We start from the raw sequence: 21,332 nt of genomic DNA, 5'->3' as shown, positions 1-21,332 counted from the left end.
GAAGATCTACCCCGACAACCCCGGCCTCGACGAACTCCCGTCTACTTCATGACCGTTGGCGCACCACCACTACACCACCCCACGGGACACGACCCAGTGTTGCCGGTGCTGTTCGCCAGATCACGCGACTTTCGCCGGCCGTCCGCCCCAGCGGAGACCCTTCTCGCTGCGGATGCGCGCGCGTTCGCGGCGTTGGGCGGCCAGGACGTCGGGGTGGCGGGCGTTGGTGTTGCGCCAGTGCAGGTAGGCGTGCAGGGCCCGGGTCTGGACGGTGTGGTTGCGGTGGTTGGAGTTGGCGATCGTGAACTGCCGCAGCGGTCCGAAGTGAGCCTCGATGGGGTTGGCCCAGGACGCGTAGGTCGGGGTGAAGCACAGCTCGACACGGTTCTTCTTGGACCAGCGCCGGATCTGTTCGCCCTTGTGGGCGGAGAGGTTGTCCAGGATGACGTAGATCGGGGCGCCGTCCGGGCGAGCCGCGCGGATCGATCTGGGCGCGGCCAGGGTGTTCGCGGCGCCCTTCTTGCGGCGGTTGACGCCCCACAGGGTGTCGTCGCCGACGGAGTAGCAGCCGTGGAAGTAGCGGACGCCGTGGGTGCGGCGGTAGGTCGCGGGGTGCCGTTCGGGGTGACCTGCGGGCGCCCAGCCCGAGCCAGTGGTGGGGCGGATGCCGAGCGGTCCGAACTCGTCGAACGCGAACACGCGATCGGGGAAGCGGTCCAGGACATGATCGATACGGTCGAGCTTGGCGTCGCGCTCGGGGTCGGGCGACTCCTTCCAGGTCTTGGTGCGTTGGAAGGTGATGTTGCGTCGGGTGAGCAGCCGCCGTAACGCTTCGCGGCCGATGCGGATCACGCGCCCGTGAACCTTGCGCAGGTAGGCGGTGAGTTTGCGGATGGACCAACGGGTGAAGGGCTGGCCGAGCTTGGTCGGGCGGGTGGTGGCCGTCTGGACGACGAAATCCTCGTCGTCAGGACTGAGCAGGCGGGGACGGCCTCCCGCCCAGCGAGGGTCCAGGCAGGCCAAGCCGATCTCGTTGAACCGGTGGATCACGTCGCGGACGGTGTCCTCGTCGGCCTGCACCAGTTGGGCGATCACCGGGACCCGGTTCCCGCCGGCCGAGGCGAGCAGCATCATCGCGCGCCGGAACCGCACCGAACTGGTGCTGCCCCGGCGCACGATTTGCTGCAGCTTCTGCCCCTCCTGGTCGGTCAACCTGCGCACACGGACAGGCTCTGCCACCACACCCCCAACAGTCGGATCGACGAACGACACCGCACATCCAACCGCCGTGAACTCCGACCCGGCGAACCTATGTGGTCACGGCACTAGTGCGGCTTCATGGGGTTCGAGATCGCGGATCCAGGGAGGTCCGTCAAGGCGGCGGATCGACACCCGGGCCGGGTTGAACAAAGCAGCGAAACGGTAACGCGTAAGGGTCAAAACCGGCCGCGCCTACTACACGGCGGGGAGAGCCGGACGGGCCTTCACCGCTCGACCCCGCAAGCGCGCCCTCTCTGACCTGCGGAGAGTGGTGAAGTGGTGAAGTTGTATGTATTCCCGTAACACTATAAGAACTTCTATAGGGAATACGGGTTTCTTCTCCACTTCACCACTTCACCACCCGGCCCCTCGCGCTGTTCCGGGCGACCGGCCGCCTGCAATCCCCGATGTCGTGCTCGAATCGCTGTGCGGCCGTCTGCGGGCGCAAAAAGCCCCCGCTGGACCAAGTGGGCCAGGCGGGGGCGGGCGTCCAGGAGGCCTTCAGGGGCTTTCTTGCGGCCGTTGGATATTAGAGGTCCTAGAGATCTGCTGCGGTCATATCGGCCCATTCGATGACGCAGCGATCACGGCCCGCGAAACGCTTGCCCCGTTCGCCTCGGCTGACGGTCACGCGGTCGATGGCTAGCTTCAGCCTGTCGCGCTGTCCTGCGACGTTGTCGCCTCCCCATGCTGCCCGCAGAATCTCGCCGTCCAACAGTGGAGAGATGTCGACAGTCGGGGTCGGCATTCGAGCCAAGTCAGCGCGCAAGCCATCGATTCGGCCTCGCAGACGCCCGGCAAGGCGGTTGTACCGCTCGATCGCGTCAGCCCCGGTGAACTCGCCTCGCAGGTAGCGGGCGTCTTCGAGATCAGCCAGGCGGGCGCTCTCTTCGCTGATCTCTGCCTCTATCGCATCCCGCTTAGCGAACACCTCGGGGTCCTGTCGCTGAACCCATCGGGCTGCAATGGCGACCAGCAACGGGTCATCAGGCTCCAGGGCCGGAAGGCGGCTCAGGAACGAGTCGGTCACAAAGCCGTCGAGACTTTCCACCCGCGCTGTGACGCCCGAGCATCCTCGGCCCATGCGCTTGTTGGCGCAGACATAGGAGGTGCCCGACTGACTCATCGGTGACTCGCAGAGCGCGCAACGGGCAAGGCCGGTCAGGAGCGCGGTGCCTTGCTTGTGGCCGTGTCGTTTACCGGCGAGCGGGAACGTGCGGGACTCCAGTTGCCGAATGATCAGTTCGCGCTCACCAGGGGTGATGATGCCCGTGCCTATGCTGACGGTGTCCAGCGTCTCAGGATCGCGGTAGGGCACAACTCGACTGCTGTACTTGCGAGTTCCGTCCGCCGCTTCCGTGTACTCCGTCTGCGGCATGAGGCCAGCGAAAGCAGGGGATCGGAGAAGCTGCATGACGCTGGAGGAGCTCCACTTGCCGCCGCGCGGGGACTCAATCTCGTGCTCGTTGAGGAAGCGGGCGACGTGCACCAGCGCCTTGCCTGACAGCGCCTCATCGGCGATCAGCCGGGCGTATACGGCGGTCTCCGGGTCGTGCACCAGCTTCTTCGTCTCGGGATCCACCGCCAGGCCGTACGGCGGCTGACCGCCGATCCACTGGCCCCTCTGGCGAAGGAAGCGCTTGGCGCTGCTCACGCGAGTGCCGATGTTGCGGGACTCCGAGCGTGCCAGCTCAGCGAGCAGGGCAATCGTCACCCGGGCGCTGTCGTTGGCCGTGTCGAGACCATCCATCACGGAGACAAGCCGTCCGCCTGCGCGTCCGATGGCATCCAGCGCGGTGCCGACTTCGCCAATTCCCTTGCGGGACAGGCGATCCAGCTTCCAGACCAGCAGGACGCCGACGACGCCGGACGTGACAGCGGTAAGCGCTGCATCGAAGCCCTTGCGGCTCACGTCCTTGTACCCGCTGCGCCCCCGGTCGATGTGGACCTTGCGGACGGTCAGCCCGTTCCGCTCAGCCCAAGCTCGGCAGTCGGCCTCTTGGCGGTCGATCGCGGTCTTGCCGTCCCGGTCTAGCGAGAGGCGAAGGTACAGGTCACAGATCGTGTGGTGGTGCACGGGATGATTCTCCCCTGGAGTGCCTTTAATGGTTCAGGACATCCAGAAGTCCGCGATCACGATCTTGCCGCGGAAATCCACCAGCGACAGGTCCTTGCCCCCGGTGTTCAACCATCCGCCCTTACCCACCAGCTCGGGGGCCCGGACACGCGCACGAGAAGTCATGCCCCCATCCAACCTCATGGGGCGGCCGGAGCATTCCGCCGAGCTCGGTCCCAGGTGCCCCCTGCCGTCGGAGCTGACGCCGCACCGTCGCCGAGTACGGCCACCGCGCTCACGCGGTGGCCGCGCGGGCGGCGCTGGACAGCACGATCTCCTGGGCGACCGGGAGCGGGATGCCGGCCGGTGCGAAGAGGGCTCGGGTGATGGCGATCGCGGCGACGATGCTGGTCCCGCGCTCGGCGAGGAGAGCCTGGGTGGCCTCCATGCCCTCGGCGGCGAGGACGGGGCGGCACTCCTCGACCAGGGCGGTCCTCCGGGCGGCGGTCTCGGGCGGGAGGGTCGTGAGGTTCTCGAACACGGGGGTGCCCTTCTGTCCTGGTGTCAGCCGCATTGTGACGGATCATCAGGAGGTCGGCCGGGGGTTCGGGGAAGTGCGCCCGCGGGTGTGAGCCGTCATGGTCTTCCCCGCGCGCGGTCGGGCCGGGCAGAGTGCCGGGTGTGATGTCGCTGATCTTCGTTGCGCCGCTGGTGTGCTGGCTGCTGGCCGCGGGGCCCGGGCGGGTGCGGTGGGTGGTGGGGGCGCTGCTGGCGGGGTGTGCGGCGGTGCAGGTGGTGGCGGTGGGCGGATGGGCGTTGGCGGAGGTGCGGCTGACGGTGGTGCTGGTGGCGGGGATCGCGGTCGGACCGGTGGTGTTCTGCGGGCTGGTGGCCGGACGGCCGGGGGCCCATGCCGGGGCGCGGCGGCTGACCGGGACGGCGCTGGTGTCGCTCTGCGCGGTGCTGATGAGCACGTCGAGCGCGCTGATCGCCCTGCTGCTGCTGGCGGAGGGGCCGAAGGCGTGGGTGCCCTCGGCGGACGAACTGCCGGCGCTGCCCGCGGGACTGACCGTCGCGGCCGACCACGATCGCGGCTGCGGCGGCGGCTCCTCGACCTACTGCTCGCGCGACCTCGACATCCGCGGCGTGGCCGACGCGTCCCCCGACGAGACCGTCAGCAGGCTGCACGACCACCTGACCGCGTCCGGCTGGCGGCTGGCCCCGGACGACGACGGCGGGTGGTCCGGCTGCCGGGACGTCCGCCTGCTGCTCGACCGGGGCCGGCTCTGCCTGTCGCTGATAGGCACGCCAACCGGTGCCCGGGTGTCGCTGGAGACCGCCGACACCTGGTGGTAGCGGCCGCGGCTCAGCCGCAGTCGCGAATCAGCTCCAGCGCCTCGTCGAGGACGGCGATCTCGTCCGTCGTGAGGGTCGGGTTGGCGGCGCGCAGGGTGCGGGCCTCGGTGAGGTGGTGGTCGGTGAGCGGGGGGAGGCCGCGCAGCAGGGGGACCAGGAGGGGGCGGGCGAGGGCGGCGACCGCGGGCATGGAGAGGACGGCCTGGGCGAGGATGACGGCGGTCATCGCGTCGTCGAGGCCGGGCTCGCCCTCCGCCGCGGTGAACCAGTCGATGACGACCGGGCCGTGGGCGGTGAGCAGGACGTTCTCGGGGTGCAGGTCGAGGTGGAGCACCCGGTGCGCCGGGTCGGCGGCGGACCGCGGCGGGATCTCGTGCAGCCGGCGCAGCAGGGAGGCGAGCAGCGCGCCGGCGTCGCCCGGGCCGAGCGTCCCGGCGAACAGCGCGTCGGCCATGGTCGGGCCGCTGAGACGCTCCATCACCAGGTCGGCGGCGTGGTCGGCGGGCCAGACCGCGGGCACGGGGTAGCCGTGCTCGGCGACGTGGGCCATCACCTCGGCCTCGCCGCGCGCGTCCAGGCCGTCCCGGTAGCGGCGCAGCACCCGCCCGTCGGCCAGCGCGTACACGTCCGCGGTCCGGCCGGTGCCCAGCAGTTCGCCGATCTCCATTCGGCGAACCTACTGGCGGCGGAAGATCAGTGGAAGACCGGACTGATGAATGATCAGAAAAGCAATCGCGCAGGTGCAGTGCGGCGCGCGACAATGCGCGGATGTTCGCCTACGTACCCGAGCCGGACACCCAGGCGCCGCCGCGCGTCACCGCACTCGCCGCGGGCCGCCCGGTCGCCGCGGTCTGGCGCAACGAACTCGGCGGCGTGACCTACCGGTTGGGCGAAGGACCGGGCCGCCGGTTCGCCAAGTGGGCCCCGGCCGGCAGCGGCGCCGACCTCGCCGCCGAGGCCGAACGGCTGCGCTGGGCCCGGCCCTTCACCGCCGTCCCCGAGGTGCTCGAGCAGGGCGCGGACCAGGACGGCAGCTGGCTGCTCACCGCCGGGCTGCCCGGCGAGAGCGCGGTGGCCGAGCGGTTCCGGCGCGACCCGGCGACCGCGGTGCGCGCGATCGGCGAGGGCCTGCGCGCCTTCCACGAGGCGCTCCCCGCCGCGCACTGCCCCTACGACTGGTCGGCCGAGCGCCGCGTCGCCCGCGCCGCCGAACTGCGCCGCGACCCCGCCGACTGGCACCCGGACCTGCGCCACCTCGGCACGGTCGAGCACGCGCTGGCCCGGCTCGCCGACGTCCCGCCGCCCGACCACCCGCCGGTGGTCTGCCACGGCGACGCCTGCGCCCCGAACACCCTGGTCGCGGCGGACGGCCGCCCGGGCGGCCACGTCGACCTGGGCGCGCTCGGGGTCGCCGACCGCTGGGCGGACCTGGCGGTCGCCTCGTGGAGCACGGTGTGGAACTACGGCCCCGGCTGGGAGCGTCCCCTGCTGGAGGCGTACGGGGTCGAGGAGGACCACGAACGCCTGGCGTACTACCGCCTGTTGTGGGACCTGACGTAGTGCCGACCGCGAGGCCCGGGCGCGCCGGTGGCACCATGGCGGTGACCGTTTGACGGTGAGTCGGCACGGATGCGAGGGAGTCGCGGCAATGGGTCGGAAGTTCGTGGTCAGGGAGAAGCTGTTCTCGATCGGGGACGACTACTGGATCGAGGACGCCGACGGGGAGAAGGCGTACCTGGTCGACGGCAAGGTGCTGCGCATCCGCGACACCTTCGAGCTGCAGGACGTCGAGGGCAACAAGGTCGCCACCATCCGGGAGAAGGTGCTGACCGTCCGCGACGCGATGAAGATCGAGAACGCCGACGGCGACGTGGTCGCGACCGTCCGCAAGAAGCTGTTCACGCCGTTCCACGACAAGTACCACGTGGAGCTGGAGGCCGGCGGCGAGTTCGAGGTGCACGGCGACCTGATCGACAAGGAGTACACCGTCAACTCCGACGGGCACCGGATCGCCGAGATCTCCCGCAAGTGGTTCGCGATCCGAGACACCTTCGGTGTGGAGATCGAGGACGGCGCCGACGTCCCGCTGGTGCTGGCGATCGCGGTCTGCCTGGACCGCCTGGTCGAGCACAACGACTGAGCCACGGCCGCCTCGCCGCCCGCCCCGGTGCGCTATGTTGCCGATCCGCAGCGCGAGCTGCGGGCGAACGGCACGGACACCGAAGGGGCGGGCGGATGAGCGACATCCTGGACCAGCTGGGCAGGGCGGCGGCGTACGGCGCGGTCGGGCTGGTCCTGCTGCTGCTCGGCGTCTGGCTGGTCGACCTGCTGACGCCCGGCAAGCTCGGCCGGCAGATCTGGGTGGAGCGCAACCGCAACGCCTCGGTGGTGCTCAGCTCCGCGCTGCTGTCGATCGGCGCGATCGTCTTCACCGCGGTGATCTCCACCTACCAGGAGTTCGGCAAGGGCCTGGCGGCGGCCGGGGTCTTCGGCCTGTTCGGGCTGGTGCTGATGGCCGTCTCGTTCTGGGCGATCGACCTGTTCACCCCGGGCCGGCTCGGCGAGGTGCTGGTCGACCCGGAGCCGCACCCGGCGGTCTGGGTCACCGCCTCCACCAACCTCGCCGTCGCGGCGATCGTCTCCGCCGCCATCTACTGACCGGCCGCCGGCCGGGTCAGCCCGCCGCCAGCCGCTCGCTCAGCCGGGTCTTCGCGGCGGGCCACTCGGCGGCCAGCATCGAGAAGTACACGGTGTCCCGCCAGCTGCCGTCCGGCCGCCGCCTGGCGCGCCGGAAGGTGCCCTCGTAGGACGCCCCGAGCCGGCGGATCGCGTTCTGCGAGCGCTCGTTGAGGTGGTCGGTCTTCCAGCTCACCCGGCCCATGGCGAGCTCCTCGAAGGCGTGCTCCAGCAGCAGCAGCTTCGACTCGGTGTTCACCGCCGAGCGCCACAGCGAGCGCCGGTACCAGGTGCCGCCGATCTCCACCTGCTCGTCCGCCGCACTGGCGTCGAAGTAGCAGGTCACCCCGATCGCCCGGTCCTCCACCCGCGAGACCACCGCGAACGGGGTGCAGCTGCGGTCGGCGAGCCGCGCGTCGATCACCTCGGCCATCTCGTCGAGGGTGCGCGGCAGCGGCACCGGCACCCAGCGCCACACCTCCTCGTCCCCGCCGCCGGCCTCGAACAGGTCGGGCACGTGCGCACGGGTCAGCGGCTCCAGCCGGACGTGGCGGCCGGTCAGGACAATGGGGGCGGGAAGCTTCGCGGTCATGCGCCCCACCGTAGGGCGGTCATTGCACTAGGCGCAAGCGATATCTGCACTAGTGCAAACATTCGCGGGCATGGAAAAGGCCCGGCGCCGCCGGAGTGAACCAGCGGCGCCGGGCCTCTCCCCGACCTTCTACAGGAAGGAGTTGACCTGGATCGTCTCGGTCCGGCCGGGGCCGACGCCGATCGCCGAGATCGGGGCGCCCGACATCTCCTCCAGCGCCTTCACGTACGCCTGCGCGTTCTTCGGCAGCTCCTCGAAGGTCTTCGCCTTCGAGATGTCCTCGCTCCAGCCCGGCAGGTTCTCGTAGATCGGCTTCGCGTGGTGGAAGTCCGACTGGTTGTACGGGAGCTCCTCGACCCGGCGGCCGTCGATCTCGTACGCCACGCAGACCGGGATCTGCTCCCAGCCGGTCAGCACGTCCAGCTTGGTCAGGAAGAAGTCGGTCAGGCCGTTGACCCGGGTCGCGTAGCGCGCGATCACCGCGTCGAACCAGCCGCAGCGCCGGTCGCGGCCGGTGGTGACGCCGCGCTCGCCGCCGATCCGGCGCAGCGCGTCGCCGTCGGCGTCCAGCAGCTCGGTCGGGAACGGGCCCGAGCCGACGCGGGTGGTGTAGGCCTTGAGGATGCCGATCACCCGGTCGATCTTGGTCGGGCCGATGCCCGAGCCGGTGCAGGCGCCGCCCGAGGTCGGGTTGGACGAGGTGACGAACGGGTACGTCCCGTGGTCCACGTCCAGCAGCGTGCCCTGGCCGCCCTCGAGCAGCACGACCTTGCCGGCCTTCAGCGCCTCGTCCAGCACCAGCGTGGTGTCCGCCAGGTACGGCTTGACCTTGTCGGCGTAGCCCAGGTACTCCTCGAGCACCAGCTCGGCCGGGATCGCACGGCGGTTGTACAGCTTGACCAGGATCTGGTTCTTGTCGTGCAGCGCCGCCTCGATCTTCTGGCGCAGGATCGACTCGTCGAACAGGTCCTGGACCCGGATGCCCACGCGGTTGATCTTGTCCGCGTAGGTCGGGCCGATGCCGCGACCGGTGGTGCCGATCCGGCGCTTGCCGAGGAAGCGCTCGGTGACCTTGTCCAGCGTCCGGTGGTACGGGGTGATCAGGTGCGCGTTGCCCGAGATCAGCAGCTTGGAGGTGTCGATCCCGCGCTCGTCCAACCCCTTCAGCTCGGCGAGCAGCACGCCCGGGTCGATCACCACGCCGTTACCGATCACCGGTACGACGTTCGGGCTGAGGATGCCGGAAGGCAGCAGGTGCAGGGCATACTTCTGGTCGCCGATGACCACCGTGTGACCGGCGTTGTTGCCGCCCTGGTAGCGGACGACGTAGTCGACGGAGCCGCCGAGGAGGTCCGTGGCCTTCCCCTTGCCCTCGTCTCCCCACTGGGCGCCCACGAGCACGAGTGCCGGCACAGGCGTACACCCCTTCCGGTTGGGGCATCCTGCGTAGACCGCAGTCTGGCCCGAGATAGACGAAGCCCCTGGCGCAATAGCGCAAGGGGCTCTTGCACCGAGAGATTACCTGAGGAAGGACCGGTCGTGTCGTCGCTGTCCACGCCCGTATCCCGTCCCCCGGACGCGCACAGCCCCGGGCCGCTGCTGCTGTTGCTGGACCCGGCGGCCAAGGAGGCGGACGGCGAGTCGGTGCGGATCGCCAAGGACGTGCTCTGCGCGGGGGCCGACGCGAAGGTCGCGCTGCCCGAGAGCCCGGCCGAACTCGACCGGGTGCTGGCGCACCGCGGACGGCGCCGCGCGGTGGTGATCGGATCCGACCTCGCGCTCCAGCGGGTGCTGCAGGCCCTGCACCGGCAACGAGAGTTGGCGGACGATCCGGTCGGCGTGGTCCCCGTCGGCGGCCCGCTCGCCACCGCCGCCACCCGCTCCCTGGGCGTCCCCGCCGAACCGGTCGCCGCGGCCCGCGCGGTGCTCGGCGGCAGCGCCCGCGTCCATGACCTGCTGCTGGACGACGAGGGCGGCGTGGTGCTCGCCGAGGTCCGTTTCAACGGCCCGCGGCAGGGCCGAACGGGTGGCTGGCGTTCGCTATGGGCGAAACTGGCTGCGGCCGAGCAGGCGAGCCCCACCTGTGCGGAGGAACTGCGCATCGAGGTCGACGGCCGGCTGCTGGCCGACGTCCACCAGAGCGTGCGCGAACTGCGGGTCGCCATGGTCGACGGCGCGCTCGAACTCGCCCTCGACCTGGACGGCCGCCCGCAGCGCCACCGGGCCGGCCGGCTCACCGTGGTGGGCAGCGGCTTCGGCTACGAGGCGGACGGCTGCCCGGTCGGGCCGGTCCGCCGGCGCACCTGGACGGTCGGCGCGGGGGCCTGGCGGCTGCTGCTGCCCGCCGGGTGAGCAGGCTCACGTTCCGGCCGGCCGTCCACTGTGCGAAGCCCTGATGACAAGGGCGCGAACCGGGTCGCCGGTTGTGCGAAAACCTGGTAAGGGGCGCACTCTACGCGCGTACGCCGAGGCTGCCATCAGGCCTTTCCCCCCACCTGCCCTAGACTCGAAGACGTGCCACGTGGTGACGGACGACTCAACCACGATCTTCTTCCCGGCGAGAAAGGCCCCCAGGACGCTTGCGGCGTCTTCGGTGTCTGGGCTCCCGGCGAGGAGGTCGCAAAGCTCACGTACTTCGGCCTCTATGCCCTGCAGCACCGCGGACAGGAATCCGCGGGCATCGCAGTGAGCAACGGGTCCCAGATTCTGGTCTTCAAGGACATGGGACTCGTCTCCCAGGTCTTCGACGAGACCTCGCTGGGATCCCTGCACGGGCATATCGCCGTCGGACATGCCCGCTACTCGACCACCGGGTCCTCGGTCTGGGAGAACGCCCAGCCGACCTTCCGGGCGACCGTGCACGGTTCGCTGGCCCTCGGGCACAACGGAAACCTGGTCAACACCGCCGAACTGGCGGCGATGGTCGCCGAACTGCCCGGCGAGGAGCACGTCTCCCGCTCCGGGCGGACCGCGGCGACCAACGACACCGACCTGCTGACCGCCCTGCTGGCCGGCCACCCGGACCTCACCATCGAGGAGACGGCCCGGAAGGTCCTGCCGGACGTCAAGGGCGCCTTCTCGCTGGTCTTCATGGACGAGCACACGCTCTACGCCGCCCGCGACCCGCAGGGCATCCGCCCGCTGGTGCTCGGCCGGATCGAGCGCGGCTGGGTGGTCGCCTCCGAGACCTCGGCCCTCGACATCGTCGGCGCCAGCTTCATCCGCGAGGTGGAGCCCGGCGAGCTGATCGCCATCGACGAGAACGGCATGCGCACCTCGCGCTTCGCCGAGGCCAAGCCCAAGGGCTGCGTCTTCGAGTACGTCTACCTGGCCCGCCCGGACACCACCATCGCCGGCCGCAACGTGCACCTCTCCCGCGTGGAGATGGGCCGCAAGCTGGCCGCCGAGGCCCCGGCCGACGCCGACCTGGTGATAGCGACCCCGGAGTCCGGCACCCCCGCCGCGATCGGCTACGCGGAGGCCAGCGGCATCCCGTTCGGCGCCGGCCTGGTGAAGAACGCCTACGTCGGGCGCACCTTCATCCAGCCCAACCAGACCATCCGCCAGCTCGGCATCCGGCTCAAGCTCAACCCGCTCAAGGAAGTCATCCGGGGCAAGCGCCTGGTGGTCGTGGACGACTCGATCGTCCGCGGCAACACCCAGCGCGCGCTGGTCCGGATGCTGCGCGAGGCGGGCGCCGCCGAGGTGCACATCCGGATCTCCTCGCCGCCGGTGAAGTGGCCGTGCTTCTTCGGCATCGACTTCGCCACCCGCGCCGAGCTGATCGCCAACGGCCTCTCGGTCGAGGAGATCGGCCGCTCGCTGGGCGCCGACTCGCTCGCCTACATCTCCATCGACGGGATGATCGAGGCCACCAAGCAGCCCAAGGACAAGCTCTGCCGGGCCTGCTTCGACGGCGAGTACCCGATGGAGCTGCCCGACCCGGCACTCCTCGGCAAGCTGCTGCTGGAGGCGGAGATCGCCGGCGGCCAGGCCAAGCCGGCCGTCCGCGGCGGCAAGCAGACCAGCGACCTCGACGGCGTGCAGTCGCTCCTGGGTGGCGCGGGCGCGGCGGACGCGCTGCGACGCCCGTAAACGTGCGAGCCGCCCCCGGCTGAGGCCGGGGGCGGCGGTACCACCACTTCGAAAGGGCCACACCAGGTGACCAGCAACGAGACCGGGGCGACCTACGCCGCCGCGGGTGTCGACATCGAGGCCGGCGACCGCGCCGTCGAGCTGATGAAGCAGTGGGTGAAGAAGGCCGACCGCCCCGAGGTGGTCGGCGGCCTCGGCGGCTTCGCCGGGCTGTTCGACGCCTCCGCCTTCAAGCGCTACGAGCGCCCGCTGCTGGCCACCGCCACCGACGGCGTCGGCACCAAGGTCGCCATCGCGCAGGCCATGGACAAGCACGACACCATCGGCCACGACCTGGTCGGCATGGTCGTCGACGACCTCGTGGTGTGCGGCGCCGAGCCGCTCTTCATGACCGACTACATCTGCGTCGGCAAGGTCGTCCCGGAGCGGGTCGCCGCCATCGTCAAGGGCATCGCCGAGGGCTGCACGCTGGCCGGCTGCGCGCTGGTCGGCGGCGAGACCGCCGAGCACCCCGGCCTGCTCGGCCCGGACGAGTACGACGTCGCGGGCGCCGGCACCGGCGTGGTGGAGGCCGACGCGCTGCTCGGCGCCGACCGGGTCCGGGCCGGCGACGTGGTGATCGCGATGGCCGCCTCCGGCCTGCACTCCAACGGCTACTCGCTGGTGCGCCACGTGCTGCTGAACCAGGCCGGCTGGAGCCTCGACCGCCAGGTCGAGGAGTTCGGCCGCACCCTCGGCGAGGAGCTGCTGGAGCCGACCCGGATCTACACCCTGGACTGCCTGGCGCTGACCCGGGCCACCGAGATCCACGCCTTCTCGCACGTCACCGGCGGCGGCCTGGCCGCCAACCTGGCCCGGGTCATCCCGGACCACCTGCACGCCCGCCTCGACCGCGGCACCTGGAGCCCGCTGCCGGTCTTCCGGACCGTCGCCAAGGTCGGCGCGATGCAGACCCTGGAGATCGAGAAGACCCTCAACATGGGCGTCGGCATGGTCGCCGTCGTCCCGCCGGAGTCGGTCGACGTGGTCCTCGCCATCCTGGAGGACCGCGACGTCGAGGCCTGGCTGCTGGGCGACATCGTGGACCGCACCGACGAGCACGACGGCGGCGCCGCGCTGTACAACGACTACGAGGGCTTCACCCGCTGACACCCCGACGCGACGGCCCCGCTCCGGCGGGGCCTTTCGCGTCCCGGGCGGACACCCGGCCGCGGGCACGCCGAAGACCGGCCCGGCGCTCACGGGGAGCACCGGACCGGTCCGGTCGAAGAACGTTACGCCCGACGCCGCGAGGGACCGCTGTCCGCGTCCTCGTCGTCGTCCTCGTCGTCGTACAGATCCGCGTACGCCGCGTAGGGGTCGTCCTCGTCGTCGTCGTCCTCGATCGGCTCCGGCTCGATCGCGGTGGACGGAGATACGCCCAGCTCGTGAGACAGACGGTTTGCGTCGAACCCGCCGCTGTTGTACTTCAGCTCGCGGGCGACCTTCGTCTGCTTGGCCTTGGCCCGGCCGCGCCCCATGGGTCGACCCCCTCAACGGTGGGGCTCACGGCCCCGAGTCTGACACGTGTTGATGATCAGGTCCGGTCTGCCCGAAGTGGGAAACCGTCCCTTGGAGCATTAACGGTACCTGCTTCCGCCGCCGGACGGTACGTCGCCGGTGTGACGTGGCGCGCACCGCAGCCCCCCCGGACCGGATTCATCCTGGTCACAGGGGATTTTCGGGGCGTTCGCAGGCCGTCCGGAGCTTTGCCGGTCCCGTTGTTCCTACCGAGATTATCCCCCGAAGGGGGGCCCGGTATCGCCCGATCGAGGGACGGACTGAGAATCCGGTTCCACATCGTGATGCGCGGGGCCGGCGACGCCGACCCCGCGTGTCCGGACGGTCGCGGTCAGCCGCGGCGGGCGGCCGGCAGCAGCACCGAGCGCAGCGCGCTGATCTCCCGCATGCGCTTCTCGGCGAGCCGGTCGGCGGCCACCGCCGGGGGGACGCCGTCGGCGGTGGCCCGGGTGAAGATCTCCAGGGTGGTGTCGAAGATCCTGGTGGCCTTGTTCTTTGCCCGCTCGAAGTTGAAGCCCTCGATCTCGTCGGCGACCTGGATGACGCCGCCGGAGTTCACCAGGTAGTCCGGCGCGTAGAGGATGCCGCGGTCGGCCAGGTCCTTCTCCACGCCGGCGTGGGCGAGCTGGTTGTTGGCCGCGCCGCAGACGATCGAGGTGCCGGTCGCGCCGAGCGCCGCCACCGAGTCGTCGGTGAGCGCGCCGCCGAGCGCGCAGGGGGCGTAGACGTCCAGGTCCGCGCCGAGCAGCGCCGCGGTGTCGGCGACCACCTCGACCTCGGGGTGGGCGGCCCGGACCCGGTTCACGGCGGCCTCGGAGACGTCGGTGACGACCACGGTGGCGCCGTCCGCGACCAGGTGGCCGACCAGGTAGTGGCCGACCTTGCCGACGCCGGCCACGCCGACCCGCTTGCCGCGCAGGGTGGGCTGGCCCCAGCGGGCCTGCGCGGAGGCGCGCATGCCCTGGAAGACGCCGAAGGCGGTGAGGATGGACGAGTCGCCGGCGCCGCCGTTCTCCGGGGAGCGGCCGGTCACGAACTCGGTCTCGCGCGCCACCACGTCCATGTCCTGCACGTAGGTGCCCACGTCGCAGGCGGTGATGTAGCGGCCGCGCAGCGACTGCACGAAGCGGCCGTAGGCGCGCAGCATCGCCTCGTTCTTGTCGCGGTTCGGGTCGCCGATGATGACGGCCTTGCCGCCGCCGAGGTCGAGCCCGGCGAGGGCGTTCTTGTAGCTCATCCCGCGGGAGAGGTTGAGCGCGTCCTGCAGCGCCTCGTCCTCGCTCCCGTACGGGAAGAAGCGGGTGCCGCCGAGGGCCGGGCCCAGGGCGGTGGAGTGGATGGCGATGATCGCCTTGAGGCCTGAGGTGCGGTCGTGGCAGAGCACGACCTGCTCGTGCCCTTCGCCGTCCTGGCCGGTGCCGAAGACTCGGCCCAGCACGCCTTGTGCGGGGTGCGTGGTGTGTACGTCGGTCACTGTGGTGACTCCAGCAATGATGGCCCGCGGCGGTGGTTGCGGGCGCCTGGTCGAAGCCTAGCCCCGGGGCCGCCGCCGGATCTGCCCCCTGACGGTCCCTGAGGCATAACGACAAGGGGCACCCTCGCGACACCCCTGACGCGCGCCCGGGGTGCATGCGAACATGCGGAACGTGACCGCTCCGCGCACTTCGGTGCTCCCGCCCTACTCCGCGCAGCTGCGGGTCTACGAACCGCTGGCCGCCTACCCCGAACCCGACCGGGCCCGCTGGCAGGCGTACGCCGCCGCGCACGGCCCCGACGCCGAGGGCCCGTCCCGGCCGGTGACCGGCGCGGCGCTCGCCGAGCAGCGCGGCGCGCTGGCCGACCTGGCCGCCCTGACGCCCCGTCCGCTGCCGGAGAAGGAGGACGAGCGGGCCTACGTGCGGGTGCTGGACGGGGTGACCTACGTCTGCCCCTGGACCACCCGGCTGCGGTCCTGGCTGGCCCTGCAGGAGCTGCGCCAGACGCTGCCCGCGCACCTGGTGGACACCGTGCTGCCGCCCGCGCTGCGGGACGTCTCGGAGACCGACCGCGGGGAGTGGCAGAGCCGCCACCCCGACGCCCGGCCGTGGATCCTCTCCAGCCGCTGGGAGGTGCCGCTGCGCTGGTTCCTGCCGTTCGGCGAGGAGGACCGCTGCCACCTGCCGGCCGGGGAGCTCGGCTCCGCGGGCGAGGGCGAACGGCCGGAGCCCCCGGCGCTGTTCTACCTGACGCCGATGGTGCAGGCCCGCCGCCGGGTGGCCCGGGCCTACCGGGTGCTGCGGGAGCGGGTGCCGCGCGGGGCGCTGGTGCAGGGCGCGGAGGAGATCGGGCGCTGGCTGGAGGAGTTCCACCCGCGCTCGCTGGTGGAACTCGACTACGGCGGCCTGGTGCACCTGCTGGGCCCGGGCCGGCTGGCCGAGGAGCACTCGGTGGGTGAACTGGCGGGTGGATTGGGCGCCCTGCGGGCCGGGGACACCGACGAGGCGGTCCGGGTCTACGAGGAGCTGACGGGGCGCTGGCGGAAGGTGCTGGCGCTGCGGTACGCGTCCTGAGGTGCTGACGGCGGATCAGAAAAAGAAGCTGGCCGAATGTCAGTGCGACAGGAGAGGATGGTCCATACCATTGAGACGGTTTCCGGGACCATGGTCCCGGACCGGGTCAATACCCACGGAACGTGACACTACTCACCGTTGACGCGAACTCAGACCTATGTGCCAAAATGGGACAACCAGCCCAAGCTCTCTCAGGCGTGCCGCACCGTGACCGGACGTCACCACGGCGTGACTGTCCGCTATGGGGTGGTCCATGGCCTTCCGTCGCTCTTGAACCCGTGAGGGGTCAATTTTGGCGGTTTGGCCGATGGGGCTGGACGGATGGTGTAGTTGTAGACACCAGGACAAGCCGTTCGTCCTATAACCGACTCGGCCTGGCCGTGCCATTTCGGGCATCGCGGGCCAAGGTGCAGAATTTGAAGGATAGAACCGCCCTGGTTCGGTTCTCCCGAGGAGGCCGCTCATGACCGCTCGTACCCCCGACGCCGAGCCTCTGCTGACGCCGGCAGAGGTCGCCACCATGTTCCGCGTGGACCCCAAGACGGTGACCCGCTGGGCCAAGGCGGGCAAGCTCACGTCCATCCGGACCCTCGGCGGCCACCGCCGCTACCGCGAGGCAGAGGTGCGCGCCCTGCTGGCGGGCATCCCGGCACAGCGCACCGAGGTCTGACGCCGGGCGCACAGGCATTCCGAAGGGCCGCCTCCCCGACTCCGCCGGGTCGGGGGTGCGGCCCTTCGGCATGCCCGGGGTCCGGAACTGGGGATTCCCATTGAGGCTGCTGGGAGAGGGGGGGATTAGCGATAAAGCCAGTACAATTTTACATATTAAATCAGGGCAGTTCAGGGGGGTGCCCCGGAAGTCGATTCCCGGAGGGCGTCCAGTGACGGTGATCACAGCGGCGTTATCTTGTGACCCGGCGCCGGAATGCGATAAGGCCCGGAACCTGACGGTTCCGGGCCTCTCGTTTACTGCGATCCCGACGGGACTTGAACCCGCGACCTCCACCTTGACAGGGTGGCGAGCTAACCAACTGCTCCACGGGACCAGTGATCTGATCCTTGCCCGCCTGCTCTCGCCTGCGAACAAGACAGATCGTACTGCATGCCGAGCCCCCAGGTCGAACCGGCTCCGGAGGGCCCTCAGAGGGTGGCCGCGGCGGCCTCCATCGCCTTCAGGATCCGCTTCTCCGAGACCGGGCTCGGGGTGCCGAGCCCCTGCGCGAAGAAACTCACCCGCAGTTCCTCGATCATCCAGCGGATCGCCCGGACCTCCGGCGAGGGCTCCCGGCCGGCCGGCACCTTCGCCAGCAGCTCGCCGTAGGCCTGCTGGACGGCCTGGACCTTCTGCAGGTTCTGCAGGTCGCGCTGCGGGTGGTCGGGCAGCGCCTCCAGGCGGCGGTCCACCGCGATCAGATAGCGCTTCAGGTCGCCGAGCCGCGGCCAGCCGGTGTCGGTGACGAACCCGGCGTGCACCAGCGAGGCCAGGTGCAGCCGGACGTCGTTGACGGCGGAGAGCAGCACCGGGCTGGAGACCGACTTCAGGCGGGTCGACGCCTTGTGGAAGGCGATCAGCGCGGTCGCGGTCTTCAGGGTGGTGTCCGCGGAGAGCTCGTACAGGTCGGCGCGGACCTTGTCGTACAGCGCGGCGAACGCCTCGGCGTCCCACACCGGGCCGCCGTTCAGCTCCATCAGGCGGTCGGTGGCGGACGCCACGATGTCCTCGAACAGGGCCGGGATCGAGCCGTGCGGGTTGTACGAGAGCGCCAGCTTCGCCTGGTTGCCCAGTCGGCCCTGGATGGACTTGGCGGGCGAGTTGACCTGGAGCATCAGCAGCCGGCGGGTGCCGGCCCACATGGCGTGCTGCTGGGCCTCCGGGGTGTCGAACAGCTTGATGGCGACCGAGCCGCCCTCGTCCACCAGCGCCGGGTAGGCGCGCAGCGAGTGGCCGCGGGAGCGCTGCTCGAAGGTGCGCTGCAGGACCGGGAGATCGGCCGGCCAGGAGGTCAGCCCGGTGCGCTCGATGCCGCGGCCCGAGGCGGCGTCGGAGAGCGTCGCGGACAGCTTCGGCTGGAGCTTGCGGCGCAGCTCCTCCAGATCCTTGGACTCGGCGAGCTTCCGCTTGCCGTCCACCACCCGGAAGGTCACCTTCAGGTGCTCGGGGACCCGCTCGTCGTCCCAGGCCTCCGGCGGGATCGGCAGGCCGGACATCCGGTGCAGCACCCGCTCCAGGGTGGGCAGCAGCGGCTCCTGGCGGTCCGTCAGCTCGCGCATCGCGGCCCGGGCGTAGTCCGGGGCGGGCACGAAGTTGCGGCGGACCGCCTTGGGCAGCGACCGGATGTAGGCGGTGATCAGCTCCTCGCGCAGGCCCGGGATCTGCCAGTCGAAGCCGTCCGGGACCACCTGGTTGAGCACCGGCAGCGGGATGTGGACGGTCACGCCGTCCGCGTCGCTGCCCGGCTCGAACTGGTAGGTGAGCTTGAAGCGGAGCTTGCCCTGCTGCCAGTAGTCCGGGTAGTCGGCCTCGGTGACGCCGTCCGCCGACTCGTTGATCAGCATCGACTTCTCGAAGTTGAGCAGGTCCGGCTGGTCGCGGCGGGCCTGCTTCCACCAGGAGTCGAAGTGCCGGGTGGAGACGATCGTCTCCGGCAGCCGGGCGTCGTAGAAGTCGAACAGGGTCTGGTCGTCCACCAGGATGTCGCGGCGGCGGGCCCGGTTCTCCAGCTCCTCGACCTCGTCGAGGAGCTTGCGGTTCTCCGCGAAGAACCGGTGGTGGGTCTCCCAGTCGCCCTCCACCAGGGCGTTGCGGATGAACAGTTCGCGGCAGAGCTCGGCGTCGATCCGGCCGTAGTTGACCTTGCGCTGGGCGACGATCGGCAGCCCGTACAGGGTGACCTTCTCGTAGGCCAGCACCGCGCCGGCCTTCTTCTCCCAGTGCGGCTCGCTGTAGTTGCGCTTGATCAGGTGCGGGGCGAGCGGCTCCACCCACTCCGGCTCGATCTTGGCGTTGATCCGGGCCCACAGCCGGGAGGTCTCCACCAGCTCGGCGGACATCACCCAGCGCGGCGGCTTCTTGAACAGGCCCGAGCCCGGGAAGACCGCGAACCGGGCGCCGCGGGCGCCCGCGTACTCGCGCTTCTCCACGTCGAACAGGCCGAGGTGGGAGAGCAGGCCGGAGAGCAGCGCCTGGTGGATCCGGTCCGCGTCCGGCTCGGCGTCGTCGTGCGGCTCGTCGATGGTGACGCCGAGCTGCTTGGCGATGGTGCGCAGCTGGACGTAGACGTCCTGCCACTCCCGTATCCGCAGGTAGTTGAGGAACTCGGACTTGCACATCCGGCGGAACGCGGAGGAGGAGAGTTCCTTCTGCTGCTCCCTGACGTAGCGCCACATCGCCAGGTAGGAGGAGAAGTCGGAGGTCTCCGAGTGGAAGCGGCGGTGCCGCTCGTCGGCGGCCTGGCGCTTCTCGGCGGGGCGCTCGCGCGGGTCCTGGATGGAGAGCGCGGCGGCGATCACCATCACGTCGCGGACGCAGCCGAGGCGGTCGGCCTCGAGCACCATGCGGGCCATCCGCGGGTCGACCGGTAGCTGGGCGAGCTTGCGGCCCAGCGGGGTGAGCCGCTTGCGGTGGTCCTTCTCCTCCGGGTCGAGCGCGCCGAGCTCGTGCAGCAGGCTGACGCCGTCCTTGATGTTGCGGGAGTCCGGCGGGTCGAGGAACGGGAACGCGGCGATGTCGCCGAGGCCGGCCGCGGTCATCTGCAGGATCACCGAGGCCAGGTTGGTGCGCAGGATCTCCGCGTCGGTGAACTCGGGGCGGGAGAGGAAGTCCTCCTCCGAGTAGAGGCGGATGCAGATGCCGTCCGAGGTGCGGCCGCAGCGGCCCTTGCGCTGGTTGGCGCTGGCCTGGCTGATCGCCTCGATCGGCAGCCGCTGCACCTTGGTGCGGTGGCTGTAGCGCGAGATCCGGGCGGTGCCCGGGTCGATCACGTACTTGATGCCGGGGACGGTCAGCGAGGTCTCGGCGACGTTGGTGGCCAGCACCACGCGGCGCTGGGTGGAGCGCTGGAAGACCTTGTGCTGCTCGGCCGAGCTGAGCCGGGCGTAGAGCGGCAGGATCTCGGTGAACTTCAGTTTCAGTTTGGTGAGCGCGTCGGCGGTGTCGCGGATCTCGCGCTCGCCGGAGAGGAAGACCAGGACGTCGCCGGGGCCCTCGGACTGCAGCTCCTCGACCGCGTCGCAGATCGCCTGGACCTGGTCGCGGTCCCGGTCCGCCTCCTCGGCCTCCTCCTCGCCGTCGGTCTCGTCGAACAGCGGGCGGTAGCGGACCTCGACCGGGTAGGTGCGGCCGGAGACCTCGATGATCGGGGCTCCGTCGAAGTGCTCGGCGAAGCGCTCCGGGTCGATGGTGGCGGAGGTGATGACCACCTTGAGGTCGGGGCGGCGGGGCAGCAGCTGCTTGAGGTAGCCGAGCAGGAAGTCGATGTTCAGGCTGCGCTCGTGCGCCTCGTCGATGATCAGGGTGTCGTACTGGCGCAGGTCCCGGTCGGTCTGGATCTCGGCCAGCAGGATGCCGTCGGTCATCAGCTTGACCAGGGTGTCCTGGCCGGCCTGGTCGGTGAAGCGGACCTTCCAGCCGACCGCCGCGCCGAGCGGGGTGTCGAGCTCCTCGGCGACCCGCTCGGCGACCGTGCGGGCGGCGATCCGGCGCGGCTGGGTGTGGCCGATCAGGCCGCGCACGCCGCGGCCCAGCTCCAGGCAGATCTTCGGGATCTGGGTGGTCTTGCCGGAGCCGGTCTCACCGGCGACGATCACCACCTGGTGGTCCCGGATGGCCGCCAGGATGTCGTCCTTCTTCTGACTGACCGGCAGTTCCTGCGGGTAGCGGATCACCGGGACCGCGGCGCGGCGCTCGGCCACCCGCAGCTCGGCCCGGTCGAAGTCGGGGGCCAGCTCGGCGACGATCTTCTGCCGGGCGTCGTCGGAGCGGACCTTGCGGGTGCCGTCGAGTCGGCGGCCGAGGCGCTGCGCGTCGCGCAGCATCAGTCCGGGCAGCCGGGCGGCCAGCTCCGCGAGGGTGGGGGCGGGCTGCGGGGCTACGGGAGAACTCACTGCGGGCATCCCTCTAGGTTGCAAAAAGGAAGGGCCGGGGCGCACCTCGGTTTTCGAGCGGTTCCAGTGTCACAGGCGGGGCGGG

19 protein-coding genes and 1 tRNA gene are annotated in these 21,332 nt (G+C 70.6%); 9 read left to right on the top strand and 11 right to left on the bottom strand.

The features are described from left to right. Positions 1 to 120: 120 nt before the first annotated feature. The 4 genes from ACWD4U_RS17230 to ACWD4U_RS17215 form a co-directional block, all read right to left on the bottom strand. Positions 121 to 1,239, bottom strand: a complete 1,119-nt coding sequence (locus tag ACWD4U_RS17230) for an IS630 family transposase (RefSeq protein WP_363456597.1) — start codon at positions 1,237 to 1,239, stop codon at positions 121 to 123. A 559-nt stretch (positions 1,240 to 1,798) separates the two neighbouring features. Continuing rightward, positions 1,799 to 3,337: a recombinase family protein gene (locus ACWD4U_RS17225; protein WP_363456600.1), complete on the bottom strand. Its 1,539-nt coding sequence runs from the start codon at positions 3,335 to 3,337 to the stop codon at positions 1,799 to 1,801. Positions 3,338 to 3,370: 33 nt separating this feature from the next. Further along, positions 3,371 to 3,502: a thioredoxin domain-containing protein gene (locus ACWD4U_RS17220; RefSeq protein ID WP_363456817.1), complete on the bottom strand. Its 132-nt coding sequence runs from the start codon at positions 3,500 to 3,502 to the stop codon at positions 3,371 to 3,373. Positions 3,503 to 3,611: 109 nt separating this feature from the next. Then, a complete protein-coding gene (locus ACWD4U_RS17215) occupies positions 3,612 to 3,857 on the bottom strand; it encodes a hypothetical protein (RefSeq protein WP_363456602.1) in 246 nt (81 codons plus the stop codon). A gap of 140 nt (positions 3,858 to 3,997) precedes the next feature. On the opposite strand from ACWD4U_RS17215, the gene ACWD4U_RS17210 reads away from it, so the two are divergent. Continuing rightward, positions 3,998 to 4,672: a hypothetical protein gene (locus tag ACWD4U_RS17210; protein WP_449787214.1), complete on the top strand. Its 675-nt coding sequence runs from the start codon at positions 3,998 to 4,000 to the stop codon at positions 4,670 to 4,672. 10 nt (positions 4,673 to 4,682) lie between these two features. Here ACWD4U_RS17210 and ACWD4U_RS17205 read toward each other — a convergent pair whose 3' ends face one another. Next, positions 4,683 to 5,339, bottom strand: a complete 657-nt coding sequence (locus ACWD4U_RS17205) for a phosphotransferase (RefSeq protein WP_363456607.1) — start codon at positions 5,337 to 5,339, stop codon at positions 4,683 to 4,685. A gap of 101 nt (positions 5,340 to 5,440) precedes the next feature. On the opposite strand from ACWD4U_RS17205, the gene ACWD4U_RS17200 reads away from it, so the two are divergent. The 3 genes from ACWD4U_RS17200 (at position 5,441) to ACWD4U_RS17190 (ending at position 7,330) form a co-directional block, all read left to right on the top strand. Further along, entirely contained in the window at positions 5,441 to 6,232 is a 792-nt protein-coding gene (locus ACWD4U_RS17200; protein ID WP_363456610.1) for an aminoglycoside 3'-phosphotransferase, read from the top strand. 88 nt (positions 6,233 to 6,320) lie between these two features. Continuing rightward, a complete protein-coding gene (locus tag ACWD4U_RS17195; RefSeq protein WP_363456612.1) occupies positions 6,321 to 6,812 on the top strand; it encodes an LURP-one-related/scramblase family protein in 492 nt (163 codons plus the stop codon). Positions 6,813 to 6,907: 95 nt separating this feature from the next. Further along, positions 6,908 to 7,330 carry a DUF350 domain-containing protein gene (locus ACWD4U_RS17190; RefSeq protein ID WP_363456614.1) on the top strand — a complete coding sequence of 141 codons (423 nt, stop codon included), beginning with the start codon at positions 6,908 to 6,910 and terminating at the stop codon, positions 7,328 to 7,330. 16 nt (positions 7,331 to 7,346) lie between these two features. On the opposite strand, the gene ACWD4U_RS17185 is transcribed toward ACWD4U_RS17190, so the two are convergent. Together ACWD4U_RS17185 and ACWD4U_RS17180 are read right to left on the bottom strand one after the other, a co-directional pair. Continuing rightward, positions 7,347 to 7,940, bottom strand: a complete 594-nt coding sequence (locus ACWD4U_RS17185; RefSeq protein ID WP_363456617.1) for a GNAT family N-acetyltransferase — start codon at positions 7,938 to 7,940, stop codon at positions 7,347 to 7,349. A gap of 129 nt (positions 7,941 to 8,069) precedes the next feature. Continuing rightward, positions 8,070 to 9,353 (bottom strand): adenylosuccinate synthase, encoded by a 1,284-nt coding sequence (locus ACWD4U_RS17180; RefSeq protein WP_363456620.1) that lies wholly within the window; start codon positions 9,351 to 9,353, stop codon positions 8,070 to 8,072. 126 nt (positions 9,354 to 9,479) lie between these two features. On the opposite strand from ACWD4U_RS17180, the gene ACWD4U_RS17175 reads away from it, so the two are divergent. From ACWD4U_RS17175 to purM, 3 genes are all read left to right on the top strand, one after another. Further along, on the top strand, positions 9,480 to 10,292 hold the full coding sequence (locus ACWD4U_RS17175; RefSeq protein ID WP_363456622.1) for a diacylglycerol kinase: 813 nt from the start codon (positions 9,480 to 9,482) through the stop codon (positions 10,290 to 10,292). 162 nt (positions 10,293 to 10,454) lie between these two features. Continuing rightward, on the top strand, positions 10,455 to 12,035 hold the full coding sequence (gene purF, locus ACWD4U_RS17170; protein ID WP_363456625.1) for an amidophosphoribosyltransferase: 1,581 nt from the start codon (positions 10,455 to 10,457) through the stop codon (positions 12,033 to 12,035). 66 nt (positions 12,036 to 12,101) lie between these two features. Beyond that, entirely contained in the window at positions 12,102 to 13,184 is a 1,083-nt protein-coding gene (gene purM / locus ACWD4U_RS17165; protein ID WP_363456627.1) for a phosphoribosylformylglycinamidine cyclo-ligase, read from the top strand. A 125-nt stretch (positions 13,185 to 13,309) separates the two neighbouring features. Here purM and ACWD4U_RS17160 read toward each other — a convergent pair whose 3' ends face one another. Continuing rightward, on the bottom strand, positions 13,310 to 13,555 hold the full coding sequence (locus ACWD4U_RS17160; protein ID WP_363456629.1) for a DUF3073 domain-containing protein: 246 nt from the start codon (positions 13,553 to 13,555) through the stop codon (positions 13,310 to 13,312). 371 nt (positions 13,556 to 13,926) lie between these two features. Continuing rightward, complete coding sequence (locus tag ACWD4U_RS17155) at positions 13,927 to 15,069, bottom strand: Glu/Leu/Phe/Val dehydrogenase dimerization domain-containing protein (RefSeq protein WP_363456632.1); 1,143 nt, start codon at positions 15,067 to 15,069, stop codon at positions 13,927 to 13,929. A 172-nt stretch (positions 15,070 to 15,241) separates the two neighbouring features. Here ACWD4U_RS17155 and ACWD4U_RS17150 point away from each other — a divergent pair, with 172 nt between their 5' ends. Together ACWD4U_RS17150 and bldC are read left to right on the top strand one after the other, a co-directional pair. Then, on the top strand, positions 15,242 to 16,144 hold the full coding sequence (locus ACWD4U_RS17150) for a hypothetical protein (protein ID WP_363456634.1): 903 nt from the start codon (positions 15,242 to 15,244) through the stop codon (positions 16,142 to 16,144). Positions 16,145 to 16,607: 463 nt separating this feature from the next. Further along, positions 16,608 to 16,814 (top strand): developmental transcriptional regulator BldC, encoded by a 207-nt coding sequence (gene bldC, locus ACWD4U_RS17145; RefSeq protein ID WP_030459248.1) that lies wholly within the window; start codon positions 16,608 to 16,610, stop codon positions 16,812 to 16,814. A 302-nt stretch (positions 16,815 to 17,116) separates the two neighbouring features. On the opposite strand, the gene ACWD4U_RS17140 is transcribed toward bldC, so the two are convergent. Together ACWD4U_RS17140 and hrpA are read right to left on the bottom strand one after the other, a co-directional pair. Next, positions 17,117 to 17,190 (bottom strand) — tRNA-Asp (locus ACWD4U_RS17140). A 94-nt stretch (positions 17,191 to 17,284) separates the two neighbouring features. Then, complete coding sequence (hrpA, locus tag ACWD4U_RS17135; protein ID WP_363456637.1) at positions 17,285 to 21,256, bottom strand: ATP-dependent RNA helicase HrpA; 3,972 nt, start codon at positions 21,254 to 21,256, stop codon at positions 17,285 to 17,287. Positions 21,257 to 21,332: the final 76 nt, after the last annotated feature.

Source organism: Kitasatospora sp. NPDC002522, from assembly GCF_053595195.1.
The sequence above is the reverse complement of the archived record's forward strand: the minus strand, read 5'-3'. Positions and strand labels throughout refer to the sequence as shown.